Raw genomic sequence first — 26,153 nt, forward strand, 5'->3', positions numbered from 1 at the left:
GATGAAAACGAAAACGGGGCGGCAGATCCGCCCCGTTCATTTCATCAGAGGCCGAGGCCAGACTTGACGGCCGCGAGGCCATCGCTGCTGCCGTCACGCGTCTTGACACCGGCGAGCCAGGGTTCGACCGTGGACGGATTGGCCTTCAGCCATTCGCCCGCTGCCTTTTCCGGTTCCTCGCCGTCGTTCAGGATCTTGTTCATGATCTCGTTCTCCATCTTCAGGGAGAACTTCAGGTTCTTGACCAACGCCCCGACGTTCGGGCACTCACCGAGATAGCCGGCACGTACGTTGGTATAGACTTCGGCGCCGCCAAAATTCGGCCCGAACGTGTCGTCCCCACCAGACAGATAGGTCATCTTGAAGTTGGTGTTCATCGGATGCGGTTCCCAGCCGAGGAAGACGATGGGCTTGCCTTCCTTCTCGGCGCGGGCGACCTGCGCCAGCATGCCCTGCTCGGAAGATTCGACGAGTTCCATGTCCTTCATGCCGAAGGTGTTCTTGTCGATCATGTCGATGACATGGCGGTTGCCATCATTGCCGGGCTCGATGCCGTAGACCTTGCCGTCGAGATCGCTCTTGTGGGCAGCGATATCCTTGAAGTCCTTGATACCGAGTTCGGCGCCCTTGGCATTGGTTGCCAGCGTGTACTTGGCGCCAACGAGGTTCGGACCGTAGGACTCGACCGACTTGTCGTCGAGGTAGGGCTGGATATCTGCCTTCTGGGACTGCATCCAGTTGCCGAGGAAGACGTCGATGTCCTTGTTCTTCATCGAGGTATAGGTGACCGGCAAGGAGAGAACCTTGATGTCGGTCTCATAGCCGAGCTTCTTGAGGAGCAGGGAGGCGGTCGCCGTAGTCGACGTGACGTCCGTCCAGCCGATGTCCGAAAGATGGACGGTGGAGCAGCTTTCAGGATCTGCGGAGAAGGCGGCGGTCGCAACGGAAAGAGCTGCGATTGCAGTTGCGGTAACGAGTTTGAATGCGCTTGTTGTTTTCATTTTAGACTCCCAGTCTTACGTTCCCAAGCCAACCATCAATAGACCAGTTTTACAAGCGATCTCGGCGCGTTTGCGGCGTTCCGGACTATATGATTGCGACGCCCCAGCGTTTTTTGGGAAAGCTTGAATTTCAAGGCTTTTGGCGATTTCGCCGCCAGGATTTCCTGTGATTATCGATTTGTCGGGGCTTTTCTTTGCGTTCTCCAGCTTTCAAGAAGCCAGATAAGGAGAATCCGATGGCAAAACTCTATTTCAACTACTCGACGATGAATGCCGGCAAGTCGACCATGCTGCTGCAGGCCTCCTACAATTACCAGGAGCGCGGCATGCGCACGGTTCTCTTGATCGCGGCCTTCGACGATCGGGTGGGGCGGGGCATCATCGGCTCGCGTATCGGGCTCGAAGCGGAGGGCATCCCCTTCGAAAGCGACAGCGATCTCTATGCGCTGGTCCGGAAACTCAGCAGTGAAGGACAGGCGATCTCCTGCGTCTTCGTCGACGAAGCACATTTCATGACGCGCGATCATATCTGGCAGCTTGCCCGCGTCGTCGACAGGCTCGGCATTCCCGTGATGGTCTACGGCCTGAGAACGGATTTCCAGGGCAAGCTCTTCCCGGCCTCGCAGGAGCTGCTGGCGATTGCCGACGAGATGAGGGAGGTGCGTACCATCTGCCATTGCGGGCGCAAGGCCACCATGGTCGTGCGGCTCGATGCCGAGGGCAAGGTGCTCCACGAAGGCGCACAGATCGATGTCGGTGGGAACGAGAAATATGTTTCGTTGTGTCGCCGCCATTGGGATGATGCAATGAACGGCGAATGGATTGCCGAACCGGTCTGAACGGATCGACGCCCTGTTTTCTTTAGCGCGGCAAATGAATAATCTGGAAGGCGGAGATTCCCTGGGAGTGCCTGGTGCGCAAAAGCCCGCCTTTCGATAGCCAATATGATGCTGCCCGTGACCTTGCCGAGGCCATGGCCGGCGAGGCCGATTATTGCGCCGCCTGCATCACAAGTTTCGATGGCGACGAGTCGCGCTCATCCGACGAGATTTTCCTGGAGCAGAATGCGCGCTTCCAGGCCTTCTTAAATGACAGTGCCACACTCGATGTGCTGCTTGCGGAACTCGTCTTCTCCCTCGACCGGCTGACGGCCAAGGTTTCGGCCGATCTCGACAGTTTTCGCGGGCTGACGCGGCGCGAAAAGATGGCCGGATGGTTTTCCCGGCAGCGCATGTGGCGCATGCATAGCGCGCGGGTGCGCGAGGCGCCGGTCGTGGAACAACTACTCGATCTTCTGACGAAATCCGATCTGCTGGCGACGCTGCTTAAAGGCCAGAGGCTGTCCCTTGTCGAGCGTCACAAGAGCGCTGAATTGAGCCTCATCGACATTGTCGAGCACCGGCGGCGGCTTGTCGACGAGATCGACATTGCGCGGATGCGGATGAAGGAGCTCAACGCCAAGGCATTGAACACGCAGGGGCGCATCGGCGTCTACGGCAACAAGGCGCACTGGGAGCAGATGGAGGCGGAGCGTCTGGCGTTGAAGGCGGAGGCCGAGCGCATTTCCGTCGAGGAACATGCGATGCGCGACGAGAGCCAGCGGCGCGAACGCTTCATCGGCATGTTCCAGGCCTTCGTCGACAGGCTGAACGGTCGTATCGCCGGCTGCAACGTGCTCATCCGCAAGCTTTCGGTCGATACCGAGGAGCGGCTCATCATCTATCAGGCACAGGTCGATACCGACCGCCCGGGCATGAAGGTGAGGATCAAGCCCGAGCTTTTCCCGAATATCGCCGCATCCATCGCGCTTTTCGAAAAGGGCATGCTGGTGCCTCAGGATCTGGTCCAGCGAAAGAGCCGTGCAGACCAGGAATTTGCCCGGAAATTTCCCGCCTATGCCGAGGAGCCCTCGGAGGCGCCACTGATCGATGTGGTGCGAAAATCTCCGATGTTCGGCCTCGGATTCCTCCGTTCGCTGCGCTCCTGACGGGGCGGCGAGGGAAGGCGCATCCGATCTGTCGCGTCCGGCTCGCGCACCGTTTGGCCGAAATATCCTTGTCTGTTGTTGTACTTGGGCGATCGAGCGCATATGTGGATGGAAAGGATATCCCTGTTTTCGCCGCCTGACAGGAGACGACGATGCTCGACCGGATTGCCGGTTTTTTCAGACTGATCGGCCAGACGATCAGCCGCTGGGTTCGCCTTTTTGCCGCCTGGGCGATCTGGCCATTCATGGCCGCGCACGGATGGTATGCGCGGCGGACCTGGATGATCCGGCTGCCGATCATCGCGTTTCTCGCACTTCTCGTCGTCCTCTATGGCTATTTCATCTGGCAGACGCAGGTCTGGTCGAATTTCAATACGAACTTCGTCGATCAATATCGCCTTTCGGATCGCAAGGTGCCGGCAGGACAGGAAATTCCGGCCGCCGACGGAAGTGCTGCCAAGACCTGCCAGCGTTCGGCGATCGTCGATGTCGCGGCCGATCTGACGGATTTCAACGTCAACCAGAATGCCTGGATATCGTCGATGGTGCTCTACAAGATGGGCCTGTTCGGCATGGACTGGGATCACACGCCGTTCCTGGACAACAAGGCATCCTTCCAGCGCGGCATCAACCAGGCGGTCCGGCGGACTTCGGCGGAGCTTGTCGATACGCTCGGGCGCGTGCGCGGCACGTCCGGTATCAACAACGATCTGCAGAACGCGCGCGGCAATCTGCAGTTCGATGAACACAGCTGGTATTTCGGGCTCGATCCCTTCGGACTGAAGACGCCGACGCCTGCCTATTATCGCACGGCCATCAAAGACTTGCGCAAGTTCAACACTGATCTCGCCGCCTGCAACGCAGTTTTCGACGGTCGCGCCGACAACCTGATGCAGTTCATCGACCGCATCGCCAACGATCTCGGCAGCACCTCCGACATGCTGGCGGAGCGCTCGGAAAACCATAATCGCGGCTGGTTTGACACGCGGGCGGACGATCGATTCTGGTTCGCCTATGGCCAGCTATACGCTTATTACGCGATTCTGTCGGCCGCGCAGTCTGACTTCTCTCAGGTTGTGGCAGAACGGAACCTCGGAGCAATCTGGGCGGGCACGACCAAACAATTTCAGGCCGCACTTCGCATCCAGCCGGCGATCATTTCCAACGGCCGGGAGGATGGCTGGATCATGCCGAGCCATCTTGCCACGATGGGCTTTTATATGCTGAGAGTGCGGTCGAACCTGGTTGAAATGCGCTCGGTGCTGGACCGTTAAGCCGGAGTGCCGCCGTCCTCGAAGCCGAGGATGCGCAGCTTCTCGACGAATTCATAGGTGATACCGACGATACCGCCGCCGCTGGCGTCGTCGCGGAACTTGCCGACGGAGCGCACCATCTTGTAGCCGCCGAGCCCGTTGTCGACGCGATAGACATAGTGGAAGCCGACCCGGTAGAGGCTTGCCTGCTCGAAGGTTTCGGCAATCAGCAGCCGGTCTTCCGCATGGATGCGCGACATGAGTTCGGTCAGGTTGACCGGACCTTCGCTGTAAGGAAGATCGAAGATCTGGTGTACGTCTTCGCTGGCGAAGAAATGCCCGGTCTCGAGGTTCATCCGCCAGAAGCCGAAGAGGCGGTAGGCGGCAAACATGGTCAGCGCTTCGGCATCGGTAATTCCGATGTGGGCACGGGATTGCAGCCGATGTTCGACGGCTGACTGTTCGAAACGAAGAGGCACGGTTTCCCCCTAATTCGGGATGGCGCGCTGATTCTCTTCTGATTCCTCAGTTGATCAGCTTCAATCGGATGGCTTTTGCTACCAACTGGGTGCGGTTGACGCAATCGAGTTTTTTAATTGCGTTGGTCATATAAGCATTTACCGTGTGATCCGAGAGCGCCAGGATCTGGCCGATCTCGATCGAGGTCTTCCCCTGCGCCGTCCACCGCACGACCTCGAGCTCGCGGGCCGAGAGCGCGCTATGGGGGCTCTCCTCATTGCGCTTGACGCTGTTGTAGGTGTCGACGGCGTGGAGAACGATCATCGCGAGTTCGTTGATCTCGCTCTGGCCGAGGGATGCACGTTCGCCGCCGAACCAGAAGACGAGGCGCTGTCCATCGGCCGAATTGATCGGCATGGCAATGCCGGCGCTCATAGCGTGCTGCAGCATCAAGTTTCTGGTGCCGGCAGGGAAAGACTGGGCATGGCCGGGATCGTTAAGATGCCATACCTGCGGTACGGCTGATTCCCTCATGCGTGCGGCAAAGGGACAGGCGCGCAGCATATGCGCGCGATCGAAATCCCTGATGTAGGAAACCGGTAGCGAGCTCTCGATGATCAGCGGCTTGAGCAGCAAATCTTCTATCGTCGGCGCGTTGAGCAGAGTGGCGTGCTCAAAACCGAATGCGGCCGCCACCCTTCCAAGCGCTTGTGCGAACAGGCCGCGCGTGCGCGCCACTGCCAGTTCGCTCGATAGCAATGACTGCCTTTCAGAGGTAGTCATGTAAGACATATATGCCCCCGCAAGTCCCCATGTTACCGCTATCAAATACATAAATCCGCCTGCATGCTAGCCCTAATTGACTTAGCACACGCTGATTAATTCATTTTGTGAAAAATTAACCAGATGAAAAACGCGCCTAAGTTGATTTTCGAGCTATACGGGTAGAAGGGCTGTGCCTTTTACCTCCTCCATGACCGCATAGGTGTGTGTTTCGCGGACGCCAGGGAGGGAAAGAATCACCTCCGAGAGAAACTGACGATAAGCCTCCATCCCCGCCATGCGCGCCTTCACAAGATAGTCGAAGCCTCCTGCGACCATATGACATTCCATGACGTCGTCGCTGCGTTTTACTGCCGCAGCAAAAGCGTCGAAAACGTCAGGCGTGGTGCGGTCAAGTTTTACCTGTACGAAAACGAGGAGATTGCGGCCGAGTTTTTCCGGCGAAAGGATTGCCATATAGCCCGTGATATAACCGTCTCGGGTCAGCCGCTTGACGCGCTCGGCAGTGGCCGTGGGGGACAGGTTGACACGTTCGGCGAGCTCTATGTTGGAAAGCCGTCCTTCCTTCTGTAGCGCACGGAGAATCTTGCGGTCGAGACGGTCGAGCTCTTTCATTTTTCGCGGCCTTTCAGGCGGTCGGTAGGCGAAGATCGTGTTGGTCGGCCTCAGTTTAGTGAAAAACACCACGAATGAACAGCTATGTTGCCGAAATCACGGAGAACACTTCATGCCGACCCAGATTTCCACGCCTTTTGCCCCGTTCAACGCTCCATTTGCCGGTGACGATGATCGCCTGCTGCATGGTTTCGCCGAAGGCTTGCGCTTTTCGGCCTCCCAGGATGTTGCGATCGACAAGCGTGCAGGGGGTATGATCGAGGCGATCCGCAGCAATTCGGGATCGATCGGCGGCGTGGAGGATTTCCTCAGGGAATACGGGCTTTCCACCAAGGAGGGTCTGGCGCTGATGGTGCTTGCCGAAGCGCTGCTGCGCGTGCCCGACGCGCTGACGCAGGACAAGCTGATCGAGGACAAGCTGAAGGAAGGCGGCTGGAGCGAGCATGAAGGCAAGGCAGACAGCTGGTTCGTCTCCGCCTCCGCCTGGGCGCTCGGCGTTTCAGCCCGCATCATCCGTCCCGGTGAGACGCCCGAGGGCGTGCTTCGCGGCCTTGTCAAACGCATGGGCCTGCCGACCGTTCGCAATGCCACTAAGCAGGCCATGCGCTTCCTGGGCCATCACTTCGTGCTCGGTGAAACCATCAAGGACGCTCTCAACCGCGCGGCCAAGAGCGAGGAGAAGGGTTATCGCCATTCCTTCGACATGCTGGGCGAGGGCGCGCGGACGGCCGAAGATGCCAAACGTTACTGGCAATCCTACGCCATGGCGATCGAGGCGATCGGCGGCTGGATGGCGAAGAACGCCAAGGGCAAGGATCTGCCCGATCGCATGGGTATTTCCGTCAAGCTTTCGGCGCTGCATCCGCGCTATCTCGCCACCCATCGCGACCGCGTCATGAAGGAGCTGGTGCGCGATCTCCTCAAGCTTGCGCAGATGGCCAAAGCGCATCAGCTCAATTTCACGATCGATGCCGAAGAAGCCGACCGGCTGGAACTTTCGCTGGACGTGATCGCCGCCGTGTTTTCCGATCCGTCGCTTGCCGGCTGGGATGGTTTTGGCCTGGCGATCCAAGCCTATCAGAAGCGCGCGGTTGCCGTGATCGATTATATTGACGAACTCTGCGCAAAGCTTGGCAGACGTATGATGGTGCGCCTCGTCAAGGGCGCCTACTGGGATACCGAGGTCAAGCGAGCGCAGGAGCGCGGGCTCGACGATTATCCGGTCTGGACGCGCAAGCAGGCGACGGACCTTTCCTATCTCGTCTGCGCGCAGCATATGCTCGCCAAGCGGGCGCGCATTTTCCCGCAGTTCGCCACGCATAATGCGCTGACGGTTTCCACCATTCTGGAGCTTGCCGGCAACGATCGCTCCGGCTTCGAATTTCAGCGCCTACATGGCATGGGCGAGAGCCTCTACAACCATCTGCTGGACTCCAACGACCGTATCGCCTGCCGCATCTATGCGCCTGTTGGAGGCTACCGCGATCTGCTCGCCTATCTTGTCCGCCGCCTTCTCGAAAACGGCGCCAATTCCTCCTTCGTCGCGATGGCCGGCGACAAGAACGTGCCGATCAAGGCATTGCTGGAGCGTCCGGCGGACAAGCTGCAGTTCGATGTCGGCGCGAGCGCGCGCAACAGCAAGATCCCTATGCCGCTGCAGCTCTACGGCAAGCGCAAGAACAGCGTCGGTCTGGAATTCGGCCATCGCGCGACGCTTGAAAAGCTGATGGAGGCGATCCGGAAGGGTCTTCCCGCCATCGCGGCCGCTCCCCTCATTCCGGGTGTGGCTGCCAGCGGTTCGGAAGCGCCCGTCCTTTCGCCGTCCGATTGCTCCAGGACCGTCGGCTCGGTTCGCAATGCCACCGCTGCCGATATCGACAAGGCCTTTGCCGTTGCTGCCAAAGGCTACAAGGCATGGTCGCGCCGTTCGGTCGAAGAACGTGCATCTGCGCTGGAGCGCATGGCCGACCTTATGGAAGAAAATCGCGACAGGCTGCTTGTGCTTTTGGCCGCAGAAGCGGGCAAGACGCTCGATGACGGCATTGCGGAGATACGCGAGGCGGTGGACTTCTGCCGCTACTACGCCGGCGAGGCGCGCCGGCTCTTCGGCACGGCGACCAAGATGCCGGGGCCGACCGGAGAGGATAATCGGTACCTGTGGCGTGGTCGCGGGGTTTTTGCCTGCATCTCGCCCTGGAACTTCCCGCTGGCGATCTTCCTTGGGCAGGTTTCGGCCGCACTCGTTTCCGGCAACGCCGTGCTCGCAAAGCCTGCACCGCAAACGCCGCTGATCGCCTATGAGGCCGTCAAGCTGTTCCACAAGGCCGGAGTGCCGGAAGATGCGCTGCTTTTCGTGCCTGGCGGTCCCGACGTCGGTGCCGCCATCACGGCGCATGCAGCGCTTGCCGGCGTCGCCTTCACCGGTTCGACGAAGACGGCATGGGCGATCAACCGGGCGCTTGCTGCCAAGGACGGACCGATCGTGCCGCTGATTGCCGAAACGGGCGGCCTCAACGCCATGGTGGTCGATGCGACGGCTCTCGGCGAACAGGTGGCCGATGACGTGGTCCTTTCAGCCTTCCGTTCGGCCGGTCAGCGCTGTTCCGCACTCCGCCTGCTTTTCCTGCAGGAGGACGTGGCCGAACACATGACGCAGATGATCGAGGGGGCTGCGCGCGAGCTGCAGCTCGGTGATCCCGCATTGGAAACGACCGATGTCGGCCCGATCATCGACGAGAAGCAGAAGGCGATGCTGGAAGCCCATATCGCCGACATGCAGAAAACGCAGAAGGTGCGCTATGCCGGCAAGGCGCCTGATGGCGGCAGCTTCTTCGCGCCGCATATCATCGAGCTCGACAAGCCTGCGGCATTGACCAAGGAGGTGTTCGGGCCAGTGCTGCACATCGTCAGATGGAAGGCGAAGGAATTGCCTGGGGTGCTGCAGGATATCCAGGCCTCCGGCTACGGCCTGACGCTCGGCGTTCACAGCCGCATCGAATCCACGATCCGCACCGTTACCGATGCGCTCGATACGGGCAATGTCTATGTGAACCGCAACATGATCGGCGCCGTCGTCGGCACCCAGCCCTTCGGCGGTTCGGGTCTATCCGGCACCGGCTTCAAGGCCGGTGGGCCGGCCTATCTGCAGCGTTTTGCGCTGGAACAGGTGATCTCGGTGAACACGGCGGCTGCGGGTGGTAATGCCAGCCTGATTGCGATGGGGGAATAAGATAAAGGTACGGCGGCAGGCGTCAAAATCCAGCTTGCTGCCGTTCAATCCTATTGCTAAGCGTATCGTTAGATACAGCTGAGGCGATTTAATCGTGCGATTTGCAGTTTGCTTTTTCGTGAAGTGTCTATTTTCCCGAACAATACTTGTTTTGCTTCTTTCCAGCTTGCCGATAGGGGCTGTGTTTTCGCAGGCTGCAGAGCAAAAGCAGTCAGAACACCCGGCCATGAGCTTCATCATCGTGCGCAGTTCTGTTTGTAAGGAAGACTGTCCGGAATGGGTTTCGGCTGAGGGACGCATTACTTCCGATACACCTGCCCAAATGAGAAAAATTCTCAAGAAAATCGGGCAACGGAAATTGCCGATCGTATTCCGTTCGGAGGGTGGGGATGTGAACGCCGCATATGCCATGGGACGAATGATTCGCAAGGCTGGTCTGGAAACCGCGGTCGGTGGTACACGGCTGGAGGGCTGCCCGACCGAGGATCTGCGGTGTACCACTGCCATCGTCAAGAATGACGCTTCAGTAGGATCTACCTATTCGTATGGAGCATATTGCGTTTCGGCGTGCCCGCTGGCTTTGGCCGGTGGCACGACGAGGGTTTCATCTCAATGGGCCTATATCGGCGTTCATCAGATCACGACTGTCTACAACAAGATGCGAGTGTCCTACCGCATTGAATACAAGATCGTGAACGGGAAAAAGCAGGAAGTCTCACGCAAGGAGATTGGCCGCAAGGTCACCGGGCAGAGCAGTTCTACCAAGCTCGGCAAAAAAGCTGCGGCGACTCTCAAGGCGTATCTGAAAGAAATGGGAGTCAGCGATGACATCGTTGATCTGATGATGAGCGCCGCGCCCGACAGTATGATGATGGTAGCGCCTACCGAAGCACTTCGGACAGGTCTGATTACAGATATGTTGGCTTACAACGAATGGCCCGGCATGCCGCTCTGCGCACAGGACGCGGCGGCCGACGCCGTATGCTATCGCCATCCGGCGCCCAAGGCGGTTGTCGCTAAGGCGCCCGTGAAGCGTGCGACCGTCTACCCAAGCTATCCTGCGCCTAAAACCCACCCGATGGACTTTCTCCTGATGTACAATGGCAATTGCCAGGAAGAGTGCACGCAGTGGATTTCGGCGGATGGCGACATCATGCCGGATACACCAGCTCAGCTGGAAGCGATCTTGAAGGCGCTCGGCGACAGAAAGTTGCCGGTCGTCTTTCAGTCCTTTGGTGGCGACAAGGATGCAGCTTTCGCGATGGGGCGTATGATCCGCGCCGCAGGTCTCGATACGTCGATTGGTAGAACGCGCTTGCCGAATTGTCCTATGCAGGATCCGCGTTGCACGGCGAGCATGGCCAAAAACGGGCCGACCGAGGGTGAGGTCTTTGCCGGCGGTGCGTACTGCTTTTCGAGCTGCACGCTTGCCTTCATGGGCGGAGAGTTGCGGCTCGTCGGAAAGACTTCCGCTCTTGGCCTCAGCCAGCCGGCGATCGAGCTTACGGAGACTGAGCGCGGAAAATTCATTGCCTATTTCAGCGAGATGGGCATCAGTCCCGAGACATTCGACACGATGATGATAACGCCGTCATTCGGGAGGGGCGATATATATCCACCTCAGGCGCTCATGCTTGACATCATCGGTGGTGTGATCCCCTACGATGAAGAGCCGGGCCTTCATCTCTGCGGACCGAACGCGAAGGAAAGCGTCCGGTGCCCCAGGAGATCCGGTGTGGAAACTGTTCCGGTTGCGGCCACGGTCAATTGATGCCGATATCCGAAAAGATGCGCCGCCGCGATACGGCACCTTTGCTTTGTGCCGCTCTCGTTCGCCGGATGTGTCCGGCTTGACGTCGCCTTACGCCTTGTCCTTCAAATCATTCTTCGAGGTCACGCTCATCAGCTTCTCGAGGAACCCGAGCATGACTGCCGAGACGACAAAGGCGAGATGCATGAGGGTCAGCCACATGATCCTGCCGTCGGTATATTGATCGACGTTGAGGAAGACCTGCAGGAGGTGGATGGAGGAGATGGCGACAATCGAGGAGGCGACCTTGATCTTCAGGCTGCCGGAATCGAGCTTGCCGAGGAAGGAGACTTCGCCTTCCTTTTCCGCTTCGTCAAAGCGGCTGACGAAATTCTCGTAGCCGGAGATCATCACCATAACGATGAGGCTTGCGACGAGCGCCGCATCGATGAGACCGAGCATGGCGAGGATCATTTCAGCCTCGCCGAGTTCGAATACGCTTCCTGCGACCTTCAGGAACTTGAAGGCGAAAGATACGGCATAAACGGCCAACGCAAGCACAAGGCCGATATAGAAGACCACCAGCAGCCAGCGGCTGGAAAGAATGATGCGCTCGACCAGAAGTTCGAGTGATTTCATGGTCTACCCCGTAAATCCCAGAATCGTTGGTCCCTAATAAACAATGGAATAGGCGGACTGCAAGGCGCAGTACTATTCACAGGTTCGGGATATTTCGCTATCCGATTGAAATAAACGCCGAGTCCGTTGTGCTGAGAGAATGAGGACACGATCCATGGCTGCCATCAAATCCGATATCGAAATCGCGCGTGCAGCGACGAAGAAGCCGATTTTCGAAATCGGCGCCACGCTTGGCATCCCCCCGGAACAGCTCGTTCCCTATGGACATGACAAGGCGAAGATCAGCGCCGAGTTCATCGCCGCCCAAGAGGGCAAGAAGGACGGCAAGCTGATCCTTGTTACCGCCATCAACCCGACGCCGGCGGGCGAGGGCAAGACGACGACCACCGTCGGTCTCGGCGATGGGCTGAACCGCATCGGCAAGAAGGCGATCGTCTGCGTGCGCGAGGCCTCGCTTGGTCCCTGCTTCGGTGTGAAGGGCGGGGCGGCAGGTGGCGGATATGCCCAGGTCGTGCCGATGGAAGACATCAACCTGCATTTCACGGGCGATTTCCACGCGATCACCTCGGCACACAATCTGCTCGCGGCGATGATCGACAATCACATCTACTGGGGCAACGAAGAGAATATCGACCTGCGCCGCATCACATGGCGGCGGGTGATGGACATGAACGACCGGGCGCTGCGCAGCATGGTCTCGTCACTCGGTGGGGTTTCCAACGGTTTTCCGCGGCAGAACGGCTTCGATATCACTGTCGCCTCCGAAGTCATGGCAATCCTGTGCCTTGCGACCGATCTCAGGGATTTGGAACGTCGGCTCGGCGATATCATCATCGGCTATCGCTTCGACAAGACGCCGGTTTATGCCCGCGATCTCAAGGCGGATGGGGCCATGGCCGTGCTCCTGAAAGACGCCATGCAGCCGAACCTCGTGCAGACCCTGGAGAACAATCCTGCCTTCGTTCACGGCGGTCCTTTCGCCAATATCGCTCATGGCTGCAATTCGGTGATTGCGACGAAGACCGCGCTGAAGCTCGGCGAATATGTCGTGACGGAAGCGGGCTTCGGGGCCGATCTCGGCGCAGAGAAATTCTTCAACATCAAGTGCCGAAAGGCAGGGTTGAAGCCGAGTGCTGCCGTGATCGTGGCAACCGTTCGGGCGCTGAAGATGAACGGCGGTGTGAAGAAGGACGATCTCGGCGCGGAGAATGTTCAGGCGCTGGTTCGCGGCTGCTCCAATCTTGGCCGCCATATCGCCAATGTGCGCCGGTTCGGCGTGCCTGTCGTCGTTGCGATCAACCATTTCACCTCGGATACGGATGCGGAAATCGCTGCCGTCAAAGATTTCGTCGCGCGTCACGGAGCGGAAGCCATCCTCTGCCGTCACTGGGCGGAAGGGTCTGAAGGCATCGAGGACCTCGCCTATAAGGTTGTGGAGCTTGCCGAATCCGGACAGGCGAAGTTCGAGCCGCTCTATGGCGACGACCTGCCGCTGCTCGAAAAGATCGAGATCGTCGCCTCGAAGATCTATCACGCCGGCGAGGTGACGGCTGACAAGGCTGTACGCGACCAGCTCGCAGCCTGGGAGGAACAGGGCTACGGCAACCTGCCGGTCTGTATGGCGAAGACGCAATATTCCTTCTCCACCGATCCGAACCTGCGCGGTGCGCCCGAGGGGCATATCGTAACGGTGCGCGAGGTGCGCTTGTCAGCCGGCGCCGGTTTCGTCGTGGTCATCACCGGCGAGATCATGACGATGCCCGGTCTGCCGAAGTCGCCGTCGGCAGAGCGGATTTACCTCAATGACCATGGTTATATCGAAGGGCTGTTCTGATCCGGAGCAGCTTTCACGCCTCGGATCAGGCGATGACGTTGGCGGTTCCCAAATTCGGGGTCGATGAATAGCCAAATGAAGAGCCTTTCAAGGCTGCCGCTCAGCAATATCCCTATGGGGATGAGCCAGAGAATGTGGCCTGTAACCAGCAAGGCTATGGCGGCTAAAAGCAGCCCGAGGATGATACAGGCTGCGATAGCCTTCATTCACTTTCCTAACTTCGCCTTCGTTATTCTCAGACTTTGATTTGGGGATGTGAGGAACTGATTCAAGCCGCTGTCTCAAGCGCCTGAAATGATTAATGGCAATAGCGATAACCGCCCTTTCTCTGCAATACGTCTAGATGGAAGTGGGTCTCGTGGGCAGCATCGCTCTCGGGATCGAGCACGGTGGTGAAATAGAGGCAGCCTGCGGCGCTGACGGTGCGCTGGAATGCCCCTGTCAGCGTCGAATCCTCGCGGCGCGAGCGGACGGCAACATCCTCGCCCTTCTTGAAGCTGAAGCTTGCGATATCGATGGCATTGCCGCGGGCATGTTCGGAGATCTTGCCGGTGTCGGCGCCGTTACGCAGGCGGCAAATGTAGGCGGAGGCCTGATTGATGGTGGTGATATCGCCGCTTTCCGGCAAGGCGACCGAGGCTGTGGGAATGACGCTTCCCTTCATCCATCGTGCGAGCGCCAGGGCCGTCGGGCAGCGTAGTGTTGCTTCAGGCTTCAGTGCGATGCCGGGCAGGGCCTCAGAGACAATGATTGGTTTGTCGATGCCGCATCCGTTGCCACCATCGACGCGGGGCGTTTCTTTGAAGACAACACCAAGGCTCTGCAGCTCTTTGGTGCATTCTGCATGGTCGGCATCGCTTTCGGGTTCGATGGTTAGGTGCTGTTCCTCAAGTGTCTGTTCCCCGGGTTTCGCTGGCTCCTGATCTTGGGGCGGGGAAGGGGGTAACTCATCCTTTCCGCTTGGCGGGGTGGCAGGGGTTTCGCCGGGTTTGGGCTGCGGCGTTGGAACCTCTGAGGCCGCCGGCGTTTCGGGCTTCTGCTCGGGCGCAAGTTCCGGCTGAGGCCTGGGGGCGTGCTCGGTTTCCGGTTTCTTTTCTGGCTGAGGGGCCGCAGGCGCTTCGGTTGCTGCTTCTGGCTTTGCCTGAGGCACCGGGCCGGTTCGCGGCAGTCTTGCGCCGGGGAACAGGGCGAGTGCGGCCAGAATGACCGCCATCTTCCGAAATTCTCTCACACGTCGTTTCCCGTTGATCGAGCGGAGGGGAAACGCAAGAACGGCGAATTCGTTGCAATTGGGCAACGTTTCCTGAGATCCTTAAAACTTGACGTTATTATTCAACATAAATTGGCGGAATATATTGACAATAAAACTCATGTTTTTTATGCGGCAAAAAGAAGGCGGAAATCTCCGCAGTCGTCCGCAAGCCTAGCCAGCCCCTCGAGCGTCTGAAACGCCACGACAGCCAGCCCGGTAATTTTCATTTGAGGGTAGGTTATGATCGTCCGGCATTGGCGCTCGGTTCTAATGGTCTGCACAGCAGCCGCACTTGTTCTTCCTGTTTCACAGGCTTTCGCTCAGAGCGCTCCGGCGACCACGCCGGCCACAAATGCTGAAGGCGCAACTGTCCTTCAGAAAATCGTCGTCAAGGGAAACCGTGCGGCCCCTGGCAGTGTTGCCGACACCCCGCTTGCGACCCAGATCGACAAGAAGGAACTGGAAAAGAAGCAGGTCACGAATTACGACGATATCGGCCGCAGCGTCGATGCAACCGTGAACTATTCGCGTGCAGACGCGGGCTTCAACCTGCGTGGCCTTTCAGGCTCCCGTATCCTGACGACGATCGACGGCATCCCGATCCCGTATGTTTCCAACAGCTCACGCCAGGGCGCTTTTGCAACCAGCAACGCTAATGGCGGCGGCGACACCTTCGATTTCGATTCACTCTCCTCGCTCGACATCGTGCGTGGTGCGGATTCGAGCAAAGGCGGTTCGGGCATGCTCGGCGGCGCCTTCGTTCTCAATACGCTCGAGCCGGAAGACCTGATCCCGGAAGATCGCGACTGGGGTGCGATCGTCAAGTCGACCTATGATAGCGAAGACCGCAGTATTGCCGGCTCCGTTGCTGGCGCAAAGAAGGTCGGCAACACTTCGATCCTCTTCCAGGGAGCCTATCGCAAGGGTCACGAGCGCGACAGCGAGGGCAATGACGATGTCTATGGACGTTTCCGCACCGAGGCGAATCCAGCCGATTTCGATCAGCACAACCTGCTTTTCAAGCTGCGTCAGGACCTCGAAGGTGGTCATCGCATCGGCCTGACGGCCGAACGCTTCCGCCGCGATTTGGATACCGATCTTCGCGATCAGCAGGGCGCGCCCCGCAGCTACATGATTGGCAACTACGATGGCAGCGAACGGCGCGATCGCGACCGCGTTTCCCTTGATTACGATTACGAGGCGCAGTCCTCAGACGCATTCTTCAGCACGGCGCGCGCCACTCTCTACTGGCTGGATTTGAAGAAGGAAGCCGGCAGCAGCGGGCGGACGGTCGCCAATGTTCCATACGGCCGCAATAACGAAATCGAAAACGAAACCTGGGGCTTCAGCGGCACCGCGACCAAGGATTTCGAATATTCCGGCCTCAATCACTCCGTTCGTATCGGCCTCGACGTCGGCGTATCGCAGTGGACGCAGTATAGCTCGGCGCTTTGCCCGACACCGACGACGTGCCCGTCGCTGAACAACCAGGCGGAAGTGCCCAATGTCGACAGCCAGAACCTTGCCCTGACTTTTGAAGACAAGATCGAGATCGGCAACACCGGCTTCGCTTTGACGCCTGGCTTCCGTTTCGACTGGTTCAATTATAATCCGTCGACCGGCGGTGGTTTTGCGACCAACACCGGACTTACTCGTTTCGGTAATCTTCGTGATCGTTCGGAAGCGGCCATGTCACCGAAGCTGCTTGCGACTTATGATCTGACGCCCGATGTCCAGCTCTACGCACAGCTGGCCGTTGGTTTCCGCGCTCCGACCGTTGATGAGCTCTATAGCCGCTTCTATAATCCCACAGGTCGTTATGCTCAGCTTGGTAACCCGGATCTCGAACCCGAAATCGGTCGCGGCATTGAGATCGGGGCGAATTTCGACACTGGCGGTCTGCAGGGTCGCGTAGCGGCATTCCACACGCGGTATCAGAACTTCATCGAAGTCGTGACGACGACCACGCCGGGCTTCACGACGTTCAATTACACGAACGTGTCTTCGGCCTCCATCTCCGGTCTCGAAGCGAATGTGATCAAGACGTTCGACAATGGTATCAACCTCCATACCTCGCTTGCCTACACTTATGGCCGCAATGACGATACGCAGGAGCGGCTGCGCTCTGTGGCGCCGTTCAAGGCGATCATCGGTGGTGGCTGGAGCAACGATGAATACGGTTTCGACCTGTCTTCGACGCTCTCGTCGCAGATGACCGGCAACGACAATGCGACAACGTCGTTCGACGCACCCGGCTATGGTATCGTCGACCTTACGGCTTGGTGGACGCCGGAGCAGGTCAAGGGGCTGCGCATCCAGGGCGGCGTCTATAACATCTTCGATCAGGAATATTACAGTGCACTCGCTGTTCGTGACGTGAACCTCGATGCAGCTTCCTCGCAGCCGAAGGAATGGTATTCGGAGCCGGGCCGTACCTTCAAGATCTCGGTCACCAAGACTTTCTAAACAAGTATCAGCCTTTCAAGGCTGGGGTGAGGGGCGGCTTCCGGGCCGCCCTTTTTCGTGAGCCGATCGCCTCTTGCGCTTGGTCTCATCTCAGGCTAACAATTTCGCCCATGAAGAAGTCTGTGAACATTGCAGTTTGGTGGTGGGCTCGCTGAGGCGGCCTCGACCAATCGTGTCCAAAGACGACGAACGAGCCGCCCGAAACTTCGAGGCGGCTTTTTTGTTTCAAAGGCCGCCTCTCGTCCGGGCCCGATAACGGAGTGGAACTATGGTAACGATCCTGCGGGATGATGGTGCGGAAATCTACGAGACCAAGGGCGGCATCACCGTCACGCGGCAAAGGCGGGCCATTCCCTATGCCGATGCTGTTTCGTCCTATGTCGACAAGCTCGATGAGCGGCGCGGTGCCGTCTTCTCCTCGAATTACGAATATCCGGGCCGCTATACGCGCTGGGATACGGCTGTTGTCGATCCGCCGCTCGGTGTTTCCTCCTTCGGCCGCAATGTCTGGATCGAAGCTTACAACGAGCGTGGCGAGATCATCCTCGGCTTTATTGTCGAGCGGTTGAAGACTGTCCACGAGCTTGAACTCGGTGCATTGACCGCGCGCAGGCTCGACCTGACGGTCAAGTTGCCCGACCGCGTCTTCACAGAGGAAGAACGCTCGAAGATGCCGACGGTCTTTACCGTGCTTCGTGCCATCACCGATCTCTTCTATTCACAGGCCGATGCCAGTATCGGCTTCTATGGCGCCTTCGGCTACGATCTCGCTTTCCAGTTCGATGCGATCAATCTGAAGCTGGAGCGTCCTTCCGACCAGCGCGATATGGTGCTCTACCTGCCGGACGAAATTCTCGTCGTCGACAACTACGCCGCCAAGGCGTGGGTCGATCGCTACGACTTCGCCAAGGACGGCAAGACGACGGAAGGCAAGGCGGGCGATATCGCTGCCGAGCCGTTTATCCGCACGGATACCATCCCGCCGAAGAGCGATCACCGCCCTGGCGAATATGCCGAGCTCGTCGTCAAGGCGAAGGAGAGCTTCCGCAAGGGCGATCTTTTCGAAGTCGTGCCCGGCCAGAAGTTCATGGAGCGTTGCGAAAGCAAGCCCTCGGACATTTCCAAGCGGCTGAAGGCGATCAATCCGTCGCCCTATTCCTTCTTCATCAACCTCGGAAACCAGGAATATCTCGTCGGCGCCTCGCCGGAAATGTTCGTGCGTGTTTCCGGCCGCCGCATCGAGACCTGCCCGATCTCCGGCACGATCAAGCGTGGCGACGATCCGATCGCCGACAGCGAGCAGATCCTGAAGCTCCTGAATTCCAAGAAGGACGAATCCGAGCTCACCATGTGCTCGGATGTCGATCGCAACGACAAGAGCCGCGTCTGCGAGCCGGGTTCCGTCAAGGTCATCGGCCGCCGGCAGATCGAGATGTATTCGCGTCTCATCCACACTGTCGACCATATCGAAGGTCGCCTGCGGGACGATATGGATGCCTTCGACGGCTTCCTCAGCCACGCATGGGCGGTCACCGTCACAGGCGCGCCGAAGCTCTGGGCCATGCGCTTCATCGAATCCCATGAGAAGAGCCCGCGCGCATGGTATGGTGGCGCGATCGGCATGGTCGGCTTCAATGGCGACATGAATACCGGCCTGACGCTGCGCACCGTGCGCATCAAGGACGGCATTGCCGAAGTGCGCGCCGGTGCGACGCTGCTGAACGACTCCATTCCCGAGGAAGAAGAAGCCGAAACCGAACTGAAGGCCTCTGCCATGCTTTCCGCAATCCGCGATGCCAAGACGGGCAATTCCGGCAAGACCCAGCGCGATGTCGCCTCAGTCGGCAAGGGCATCAACATCCTGCTGATCGACCATGAAGACAGCTTCGTGCACACGCTGGCGAACTACTTCCGCCAGACGGGCGCCACGGTTTCGACCGTGCGTACGCCGGTGCCCGAGGAAGTCTTCGATCGGCTGAACCCGGATCTCGTCGTGCTGTCGCCTGGTCCCGGCAATCCCAAGGATTTCGACTGCAAGGCGACGATCAAGAAGGCCCGCGCCCGCAATCTGCCGATCTTCGGTGTCTGCCTTGGCCTGCAGGCGCTGGCGGAAGCCTATGGCGGGGAGCTTCGTCATCTGGCGCTGCCGATGCATGGCAAGCCGTCGCGCATCCGCGTGCTGGAGCCGGGCATCGTCTTCTCCGGCCTTGCCAAGGAAGTGACGGTCGGTCGTTATCACTCGATCTTTGCCGATCCATCGACGCTGCCGCGGGAGTTCATTATTACTGCGGAGAGCGAGGATGGCACCATCATGGGCATCGAACATGCCAAGGAGCCGATCGCAGCGGTACAGTTCCATCCGGAATCGATCATGACGCTCGGCGGCGATGCCGGCATGCGGATGATCGAGAATGTGGTGGCGCACCTTGCCCGCCGGGCCAAGACCAAGGCGGCCTAATGCCAAAGGCATAAGCAATAAAAAACCCGCCGGAATGGCGGGTTTTTTATGTGCGTTGGTTTGTTCGTCTATACACGCCGCATGAGCCGGGCGACGATGGATACGACGAACAGCACCAGGAAGATGAAGAACAGGACCTGGGCGATCGAAGCGGATGCGCCGGCAATGCCGCCAAATCCAAGGACGCCTGCAATCAGGGCTACGACGAGAAATACCAGAGCATAGTACAGCATCGCGATCTCCTTTGTCGGTTGCTGGCAATATAACGGAAGCGTGAGCCGTTCGTTCCATTGCCGCTGCGACAATTGAATTGTGTGCTGATTTAAATCTGCTCAGCCGAATTGCAGATCGGTATTGAACGACCGGTCCCCATCGCGCGGCATGGGCGGTTCTGCTGCTGCCAGATAGGATCTCGCCGGGCCGGTCAGCACGAACCAGAGGCTGGCGCCGATCATGAAATAGGCGGCCGTCGGATCATCCGAGCGTGAGATGAAGGGAAGGCAGATGGCGGTGAAGAGGATGGCGAGCCGCACGGCCCATTCCGCCTCGCGTTTCATGAAAGCCCTGGTTCTCAGCTTCTTGTAGGCGGCGACGTTATAGCCGTCTGTCTTGCGACTGGATGTGAAGAGCATCCAGACCGAGGGGAAGGTCAGCATCACGAGACCGCCGTAACACAGAAGCAGGGCGGGTCCGGAGAGGAAGTGTCCGGCGGCAAAGAACAGAAAGCCTGTCACTGCAATGTTCCAGAGCGGCTCCAGCCGTTCCGGCGAAAGGCCGGTTCGGATATGCCAGGCCCGCAAGGAACTGGCCGCACCGTCGAGCAACGGTTGGTCGATGTAACGATTGATCCAATGCATGTCTCATGCGGTCCCCAATTGACTGCAGGGCCGTCAACACCATGCAATTGGGACGCTATCATGGCGCAAATGGGCAAAAGCGTGAGCCTGCGGCGTTTTGGTCAGCCTATGCGCTGCGCTTGACGACGCGCAGGTTCATTTCCGACCGCAGCTTGAAGCCGAGTGCCTTGTAGAGCGTTATGGCTGAAATGTTTGTGTAATAGGCATGCAGGAAGACGGTGTCGCCCCTGGCGGAAATTTCGCCAGCGACGAAGCGGAAGAGCAGGGTGCCGAGGCCTTGCCCCTGAAAATCAGGATGGGTGCAAAGGCCGCTGAGCTCGCCAAATCCGGGATGTCGCAGGCGCTGCCCGGCCATGGCGACAAGCCGGCCGTCGATCTTGACGCCCCAGAAGGTGCCAAGTTTTTGAGCGCCAAGTGTGAAGGGCCCGGGTTTGGTCAGTATGGCGAGGGCCAGCATCTCATCCGCATCGTCGGGGGTCAGCGGCTGCAGCCGGCTGTCGGAAATGCGCGCGTAAGGCCGCTCGGCGATCATCTGCACCAGCTTTCCCTCGGAGACGACCGTCAGTCCCTGCGGGATGGTGACGGGTCCGGCTTCGACGATCGCCATGACCTCATCAACGGCGGGGAGGTTTTCGAGCGCTTCGAGGCTTTCGCGCCTATCGTCGGCGGCCGCTGCGAAGGGGACGATGGAGGGCGGGTAGCGCATCGCGTATTCGCCGCCTTCGGCGAGTTCCGCATGCGCTGTTTGCAGCGCGTTCCAGATCGGTCGGTCGAGAATATGGCTCATGGTGTCTTCTCCTGTACGGCGCTACAGCATCGGCCCGAAAATCGGGACCGATTTTCGGAAAGCCTGATGCGTAGATTCAAAAAGTTAGAGCGTCCTTTGTGCGTCCGAATGAACGCACGGCGCTCTAACGCGGCGGATCAACGGTGCTTCGGCGAGCCCGTCCTCCATCGCGGAAAGTTGCTCGAGCAGCGAGCCGTCGAGGTCCCGGCAGAGATCGGCAACGGCGGCTGCGATGCGCGGCCAGACCTGTTGCTTCGAATAGTCAACGAGTTCCTGTCCTTTTGGTGTCAGCGAAACGACTCTGCGCCGCTGATCTTCGGCAGATGGTTGCATATCAAGGATTCCTAGCTCCATGAGCTGAGAGGCGGTGCGCGTCGCGCCGGGCTGGGTGATGCCCACTGCCTGCGCCAATTCCCCGATGGTCAGCGGGCCGAGCCTGTCAATGGCGCCGAGGAAGGGATATTGCGCGGCCTGGATGGAGACGCCCAGTTCCTCGATCACCTGTTGCGTGTCGGCCTGCAGACGTTCGCCGATCCTGCGGAAGCGGCTGCCGAGGCAGAGGTAGCCCAGCGATTTCACGACATCTTCGACCAAGGCAGGTTCCCATTCTAATTGCATAACAAGTTATATAACTGGTAATGTAGTTATCGTCAATTCACAAGTGAGTTAGGGCGCCGTTCACATGGAGATGACCTCGCCTTTGTCCTGCCAAAACCTTTGACATTTTGAGCCTGACTGCCCATATCACCCGCATTGGCCGCCTGCGCGATTCCTGCGTGGGCGGTTTTGCGTTTCAATGGCTTAAATGCTGCAATTCATTCGCATCCGCAGGGGGATGATATGAACGAAGAAGGCAATCTCACGGTTCGGAAACTGGCGTTCTGGGGCATTCCCCTGTCGCTCGGCGTTCTAGGGCTGAAGATGGTCGCCTGGTGGGTGACGGGCTCCGTGGCGCTGCTCTCCGACGGGCTGGAATCCTTCGTTAATGTCGTGGCGGCCTTCATCGCCTTTTTCGTCATCCGCTACGCGCAGAAGCCCGCCGACCACGACCATCCCTTCGGCCACCATAAGGCGGAATATCTTTCGGCCGTCACCGAAGGGGTGATGATCGTCGTCGCCGCACTGCTGATCGTGCAGGAGGCCGTGAACCATCTCGCAGATCCGCGCATGCTCGAGGCACCGATGCTCGGTCTTTCGATCAACTTCGCGGCCGGTGTCATCAATGCCGTCTGGGCGCGGCTTTTGATCCGCACGGGGCGCAAGCATCGCTCTGCGGCACTGACGGCGGACGGGCAGCACATCATGTCGGATGTGGTCACTTCTGTCGGCGTTCTCGTCGGCCTGCTTCTGGCGCTTGCGACCGGTTATGCGATCTTCGACCCCATTCTCGCCATTCTCGTTGCGCTCAACATCCTCTATCAGGGCTGGAAGGTGATCTCGCAGTCGATCGGCGGGCTGATGGACCAGGCGGTCGAACCGCAGGAGGAGGAGGCGATCAAGCAGGCGATTGCCACCCATGCGGCAGGCTCGATCGGCGTGCATGACCTGAAGACGCGGCGCGCCGGGTCGGTGACCTTCGTCGATTTCCATCTCGTCGTGCCCGCCAAGATGACTGTGCGGGAAGCCCATGATATTTGCGATCGCCTTGAAGATGCCATTCGGGCCGCGCATTCGGGCTCGACAATTGCCATTCACGTGGAGCCGGAGGGCGAAAAAGCCCATGGCATCCGCGTCAAAGTGATCAAGGAGGCGTAATGCCCAATACAGACGTTTCCAGCCTTTCGATGCTGGGCCAGCAGACTGAAAGCGCCAAGAGCCCCGAAGAGGCAGTTCTGGAAAAAGTGCCGTCCAATCATGCCGGAACCGACTATGTCGTGCGCTTCACCGCGCCGGAATTCACGTCGCTCTGCCCAATGACCGGACAGCCGGATTTCGCCCATATCGTCATCGATTTCATTCCGAACGAATTCCTGGTGGAATCGAAGTCGTTGAAGCTCTTTCTGCATTCCTTCCGCAATCACGGCGCCTTTCACGAGGATTGCTCGATCTATATCGCCAAGAGGATCGTCGAGCTTCTCGATCCGAAATGGTTGCGCATCGGCGCGTACTGGTATCCGCGCGGCGGCATTCCGATTGACGTCTTCTGGCAGACAGGCAAGCCGCCGGAAGGTGTATGGCTGCCGGATCAGGGCGTTGCGACCTATCGTGGGCGTGGGTGAGCCGTGGTCGGGCGCAGCCCGAGCAATCGATGCACTGCTTTGTTTTTCGCAATTCCGGACGAAAAACCGCTTGGCACTTTTTCTGGAATTGCTCTGAATCGATTGCAACGGCGAACGCCCTGAGCTTAAGGCGAAGGGCCGGGAAACGGTGCGGCAATTGAAACCAACTGCCGCTCTTTCCTTACAGCTAAATCCTAGACATCCGTCGTGTCGTCGCCGGAGTCATCTGTAAAATCGTCGTTGTCGTCGTAATCGGCCTGCTGGATATTGTCGTTATTGTCGGCTTGGTTGTCGTCAGCCTTATTGTTGTCGCCGTAGTAATTGTTGATAACGGTTTCCTCGGTGGGCGCGCTCGCATTGCCGAAGGGATTGGCGCCGCCGAAAGGTGAACCCAAGCCGAGTGACGACATGTGGTTGCCGAAAATGCCACTGAGCGAATTGGCAAGCAGCATGCCGCCGGCAACGCCGGCTGCCGTGCCGAGGGCGCCGCGCAGGAAACTGCCGCCGGCGGACGGTGCATAGGCCTGCTGGCTCCAGGGGCCTGACGGTTGCTGCGGCACCTGGCGGGTATTGTCGTAGCCGCGTGGCTGCTCGTAACTGTCTCTCGGAGCGCCACCCCATGGGCCGGGTGCGGGCGCCGGCTGTTGCGTCTGCGTATTGCCGAAGATGGAGCTCAGAAAGCCGCCTTGTTCGGCCCGGCGGTGATCGGTTTCGCCCGCTTCGAACTGCCGGACGCGCTCTTCAAGCTCCTTGATGTGATTGGCCGCAGCTTCCAGGCCCTTTTCCTGCACGATGACGGCCTGCGCCAGATAGTAGGTGGCGGAGGGTTGTGCACGGGTCGCTTCCGATATCAGCGTTTCGGCTTCCGGATCGCGCGGCGTGGCGTCGGCGGTACGCACGCGATCGAAGAGGGCGGTTAGCAATTGGCGTTCTTCCGGTGACATGTCCTGTCTCCTCTAAAGTTCTGCGGCTTTAACATTCGGCGGATGGGCCGCTAAGGCTGAGTTAGGAAGCGATTGGGGCATTTCAAAGCCTTGGCAACTTACATTTCAGTAAGCTCAGGCCTCCTTCAGCCAGACGCGCAGCGGTCCCAGAAGTTCGAAGCCCGCGCGCAGCGCCTCGTCCAGCTCGTCGCCGCGTTCGTAACCGACAAACGGTTCTCGCGGATAGAGTTCCGCTGCCTGCGCAATCAGCCCACGGCGGATGGTTTCACTGTGCCGGCCCTCGGCAAAAAGGTTCGAATGGCCGACGACGCCGGCGTGGTGATTGAGGATGCCGCCGCCGATCGGCTTGCCGTGTTCGAAGCCGAGCAGAAAGGCGATTTCGGGATCGTGCAGCAGTGGCTCGGTAAATATCTTCTGCGTTACCGGACCGTTCGCTTTGCCCCATGCCGCCTCCCATTGCGCAAGATCGGCAGCGCTTTCCATGCGCTGCCAAGTGATTGGAGACGGCGCCGAGACCGGCGTGCGCATGCCGATCCATTCAGCTTCGAACAGCAGCTTGAAGCCGAGCGGCGCAAGATCGAGGGCCGCATAGCTGTCCTTGATCGCCCAGTCCCGTTTCTCGCTATTGATCAGCGTCGCGATCGTCTCCGTTTGCTCGCCGTCTGCCTCGGTCAGCGTTACGGCATCGGGATAGAAGGGCGGTGTGGCTCGGCGATGAAACCACAGTGTGGCCGTAAACTCACCGGGCGAGCCCAGCGCTTTGCAGACGGCATCGCACCAGAATGCATTGTTGCTGATGGCGGCACGCAGAAAGGAGGAGGTCATTTTGCGTTTCTCCCGGTCTTTTCAGAGGATGCGATGATATCGTCCGTTTGTCATAAGAATATCTTCACCGCTTCCTGCTTCCTCTTTCTCCTGCATTGTTTTACGCATTGAGTCGCACTATGTGCGAGGAACCGCATTAGACGTGAGAGAGGTTCGAATGAACGAAGAAGAAGATCAGGACGACAAGACGAAGGAACTGCCGCTCGGCAAGGAAACGGAGGCGAACCTTTTCAAGTCGCGTTCGATCTTCATCTATGGGCCGATCACGCAGGAACTGGCGCAGAAGGTTAGCACCCAGCTCGTGGCGCTTTCAGCCGCCAATGACGAAGATATTCGTATCTATGTGAATTCGCCCGGCGGTCACGTCGAATCCGGCGATTCCATCCACGACATGATCAAGTTCATCAAGCCGAAGGTCTGGATGATCGGCACGGGCTGGGTTGCCTCGGCTGGTGCGCTCATCTATGCCGCGGCTCCGAAGGAACGTCGCATCTGCCTGCCGAACACCCGCTTCCTGCTGCACCAGCCGTCAGGCGGCACGCGCGGCATGGCTTCGGACATCGAGATCCAGGCACGCGAAATCATCAAGATGAACGAACGCCTCATCAAGATCTTCTCGAAGGCAACTGGCCAGTCGGAAGAAAAGATCGCCAAGGATATCGACCGCGATTACTGGCTCTCGGCTGAAGATGCCGTCGCCTATGGTCTCGTCTCTCGCGTCGTGACCTCGCAGAGCGAAATCTGATCTTTCGCCACCTGGCTTTTTGAATATACGCCCCGTCTGCCAGTCGCAGG

At 58.9% G+C, this 26,153-nt stretch carries 24 protein-coding genes; 11 read left to right on the top strand and 13 right to left on the bottom strand.

The window, feature by feature from the left end; translation table 11 throughout:
- Positions 1-44: 44 nt before the first annotated feature.
- A complete protein-coding gene (locus AC1DM5_RS05385) occupies positions 45-1,001 on the bottom strand; it encodes a choline ABC transporter substrate-binding protein (protein WP_477819779.1) in 957 nt (318 codons plus the stop codon).
- A gap of 236 nt (positions 1,002-1,237) precedes the next feature.
- On the opposite strand from AC1DM5_RS05385, the gene AC1DM5_RS05390 reads away from it, so the two are divergent.
- From AC1DM5_RS05390 to AC1DM5_RS05400, 3 genes are all read left to right on the top strand, one after another.
- Positions 1,238-1,840 carry a thymidine kinase gene (locus AC1DM5_RS05390; RefSeq protein WP_477819780.1) on the top strand — a complete coding sequence of 201 codons (603 nt, stop codon included), beginning with the start codon at positions 1,238-1,240 and terminating at the stop codon, positions 1,838-1,840.
- 74 nt (positions 1,841-1,914) lie between these two features.
- On the top strand, positions 1,915-2,988 hold the full coding sequence (locus AC1DM5_RS05395) for a hypothetical protein (RefSeq protein ID WP_477819781.1): 1,074 nt from the start codon (positions 1,915-1,917) through the stop codon (positions 2,986-2,988).
- A gap of 152 nt (positions 2,989-3,140) precedes the next feature.
- On the top strand, positions 3,141-4,262 hold the full coding sequence (locus AC1DM5_RS05400) for a DUF2333 family protein (RefSeq protein ID WP_477819782.1): 1,122 nt from the start codon (positions 3,141-3,143) through the stop codon (positions 4,260-4,262).
- Here the strand turns inward: AC1DM5_RS05400 and AC1DM5_RS05405 are convergent.
- From AC1DM5_RS05405 to AC1DM5_RS05415, 3 genes are all read right to left on the bottom strand, one after another.
- On the bottom strand, positions 4,259-4,720 hold the full coding sequence (locus tag AC1DM5_RS05405) for a PAS domain-containing protein (RefSeq protein ID WP_113321981.1): 462 nt from the start codon (positions 4,718-4,720) through the stop codon (positions 4,259-4,261). The two genes, AC1DM5_RS05400 and AC1DM5_RS05405, sit on opposite strands and share 4 nt — an antisense overlap.
- A 46-nt stretch (positions 4,721-4,766) precedes the next feature.
- The gene (locus tag AC1DM5_RS05410; protein WP_007824523.1) at positions 4,767-5,492 is read right to left on the bottom strand and encodes a helix-turn-helix transcriptional regulator; all 726 of its coding nucleotides are present in this window, start codon (positions 5,490-5,492) and stop codon (positions 4,767-4,769) included.
- A gap of 144 nt (positions 5,493-5,636) precedes the next feature.
- Complete coding sequence (locus AC1DM5_RS05415) at positions 5,637-6,098, bottom strand: Lrp/AsnC ligand binding domain-containing protein (protein WP_007824522.1); 462 nt, start codon at positions 6,096-6,098, stop codon at positions 5,637-5,639.
- Between the two features lie 112 nt (positions 6,099-6,210).
- On the opposite strand from AC1DM5_RS05415, the gene putA reads away from it, so the two are divergent.
- Together putA and AC1DM5_RS05425 are read left to right on the top strand one after the other, a co-directional pair.
- The gene (gene putA, locus AC1DM5_RS05420) at positions 6,211-9,327 is read left to right on the top strand and encodes a bifunctional proline dehydrogenase/L-glutamate gamma-semialdehyde dehydrogenase PutA (RefSeq protein ID WP_477819783.1); all 3,117 of its coding nucleotides are present in this window, start codon (positions 6,211-6,213) and stop codon (positions 9,325-9,327) included.
- Between the two features lie 94 nt (positions 9,328-9,421).
- Positions 9,422-11,098, top strand: a complete 1,677-nt coding sequence (locus AC1DM5_RS05425) for a COG3904 family protein (protein ID WP_477819784.1) — start codon at positions 9,422-9,424, stop codon at positions 11,096-11,098.
- A gap of 90 nt (positions 11,099-11,188) precedes the next feature.
- Here AC1DM5_RS05425 and AC1DM5_RS05430 read toward each other — a convergent pair whose 3' ends face one another.
- Positions 11,189-11,716 (bottom strand): TIGR00645 family protein, encoded by a 528-nt coding sequence (locus tag AC1DM5_RS05430; protein WP_007824518.1) that lies wholly within the window; start codon positions 11,714-11,716, stop codon positions 11,189-11,191.
- Positions 11,717-11,870: 154 nt separating this feature from the next.
- Here AC1DM5_RS05430 and AC1DM5_RS05435 point away from each other — a divergent pair, with 154 nt between their 5' ends.
- A complete protein-coding gene (locus tag AC1DM5_RS05435) occupies positions 11,871-13,550 on the top strand; it encodes a formate--tetrahydrofolate ligase (RefSeq protein ID WP_477974712.1) in 1,680 nt (559 codons plus the stop codon).
- Here AC1DM5_RS05435 and AC1DM5_RS05440 read toward each other — a convergent pair.
- Together AC1DM5_RS05440 and AC1DM5_RS05445 are read right to left on the bottom strand one after the other, a co-directional pair.
- Positions 13,529-13,756 carry a hypothetical protein gene (locus AC1DM5_RS05440; protein ID WP_477819786.1) on the bottom strand — a complete coding sequence of 76 codons (228 nt, stop codon included), beginning with the start codon at positions 13,754-13,756 and terminating at the stop codon, positions 13,529-13,531. The genes AC1DM5_RS05435 and AC1DM5_RS05440 overlap by 22 nt on opposite strands.
- A 92-nt stretch (positions 13,757-13,848) precedes the next feature.
- Complete coding sequence (locus tag AC1DM5_RS05445; RefSeq protein ID WP_477819829.1) at positions 13,849-14,763, bottom strand: extensin-like domain-containing protein; 915 nt, start codon at positions 14,761-14,763, stop codon at positions 13,849-13,851.
- A 279-nt stretch (positions 14,764-15,042) separates the two neighbouring features.
- On the opposite strand from AC1DM5_RS05445, the gene AC1DM5_RS05450 reads away from it, so the two are divergent.
- Together AC1DM5_RS05450 and AC1DM5_RS05455 are read left to right on the top strand one after the other, a co-directional pair.
- Entirely contained in the window at positions 15,043-17,268 is a 2,226-nt protein-coding gene (locus AC1DM5_RS05450) for a TonB-dependent hemoglobin/transferrin/lactoferrin family receptor (protein ID WP_477819787.1), read from the top strand.
- A gap of 268 nt (positions 17,269-17,536) precedes the next feature.
- The gene (locus tag AC1DM5_RS05455) at positions 17,537-19,726 is read left to right on the top strand and encodes an anthranilate synthase (RefSeq protein WP_477974714.1); all 2,190 of its coding nucleotides are present in this window, start codon (positions 17,537-17,539) and stop codon (positions 19,724-19,726) included.
- Positions 19,727-19,794: 68 nt separating this feature from the next.
- Here the strand turns inward: AC1DM5_RS05455 and AC1DM5_RS05460 are convergent, their stop codons facing one another.
- The 4 genes from AC1DM5_RS05460 to AC1DM5_RS05475 all read right to left on the bottom strand — a co-directional run bounded on the left by AC1DM5_RS05460 (position 19,795) and on the right by AC1DM5_RS05475 (position 21,964).
- Positions 19,795-19,959, bottom strand: coding sequence for a DUF1328 domain-containing protein (locus AC1DM5_RS05460; RefSeq protein WP_007824505.1), 165 nt, complete (start codon positions 19,957-19,959; stop codon positions 19,795-19,797).
- Between the two features lie 99 nt (positions 19,960-20,058).
- Positions 20,059-20,583, bottom strand: a complete 525-nt coding sequence (locus tag AC1DM5_RS05465; protein WP_477819789.1) for a hypothetical protein — start codon at positions 20,581-20,583, stop codon at positions 20,059-20,061.
- Between the two features lie 106 nt (positions 20,584-20,689).
- On the bottom strand, positions 20,690-21,370 hold the full coding sequence (locus tag AC1DM5_RS05470) for a GNAT family N-acetyltransferase (protein WP_477819790.1): 681 nt from the start codon (positions 21,368-21,370) through the stop codon (positions 20,690-20,692).
- An 84-nt stretch (positions 21,371-21,454) separates the two neighbouring features.
- On the bottom strand, positions 21,455-21,964 hold the full coding sequence (locus tag AC1DM5_RS05475) for a MarR family winged helix-turn-helix transcriptional regulator (protein WP_477819791.1): 510 nt from the start codon (positions 21,962-21,964) through the stop codon (positions 21,455-21,457).
- 246 nt (positions 21,965-22,210) lie between these two features.
- Here AC1DM5_RS05475 and emfA point away from each other — a divergent pair, with 246 nt between their 5' ends.
- Together emfA and queF are read left to right on the top strand one after the other, a co-directional pair.
- The gene (gene emfA / locus AC1DM5_RS05480) at positions 22,211-23,125 is read left to right on the top strand and encodes a CDF family cation efflux transporter EmfA (protein ID WP_477819792.1); all 915 of its coding nucleotides are present in this window, start codon (positions 22,211-22,213) and stop codon (positions 23,123-23,125) included.
- On the top strand, positions 23,125-23,589 hold the full coding sequence (gene queF / locus AC1DM5_RS05485) for a preQ(1) synthase (protein WP_477819793.1): 465 nt from the start codon (positions 23,125-23,127) through the stop codon (positions 23,587-23,589). Before emfA ends, queF begins: the two co-directional genes overlap by 1 nt.
- A gap of 194 nt (positions 23,590-23,783) precedes the next feature.
- Here queF and AC1DM5_RS05490 read toward each other — a convergent pair whose 3' ends face one another.
- Both AC1DM5_RS05490 and AC1DM5_RS05495 read right to left on the bottom strand, forming a co-directional pair.
- The gene (locus AC1DM5_RS05490; protein ID WP_477819794.1) at positions 23,784-24,533 is read right to left on the bottom strand and encodes a DUF2076 domain-containing protein; all 750 of its coding nucleotides are present in this window, start codon (positions 24,531-24,533) and stop codon (positions 23,784-23,786) included.
- A gap of 114 nt (positions 24,534-24,647) precedes the next feature.
- Positions 24,648-25,358, bottom strand: coding sequence for a hypothetical protein (locus AC1DM5_RS05495; RefSeq protein WP_477819795.1), 711 nt, complete (start codon positions 25,356-25,358; stop codon positions 24,648-24,650).
- A 157-nt stretch (positions 25,359-25,515) separates the two neighbouring features.
- Here AC1DM5_RS05495 and AC1DM5_RS05500 point away from each other — a divergent pair, with 157 nt between their 5' ends.
- Positions 25,516-26,103: an ATP-dependent Clp protease proteolytic subunit gene (locus tag AC1DM5_RS05500; protein WP_477819796.1), complete on the top strand. Its 588-nt coding sequence runs from the start codon at positions 25,516-25,518 to the stop codon at positions 26,101-26,103.
- Positions 26,104-26,153 lie beyond the last annotated feature (50 nt).

This window comes from Rhizobium sp. 01T437 (genome assembly GCF_056398505.1).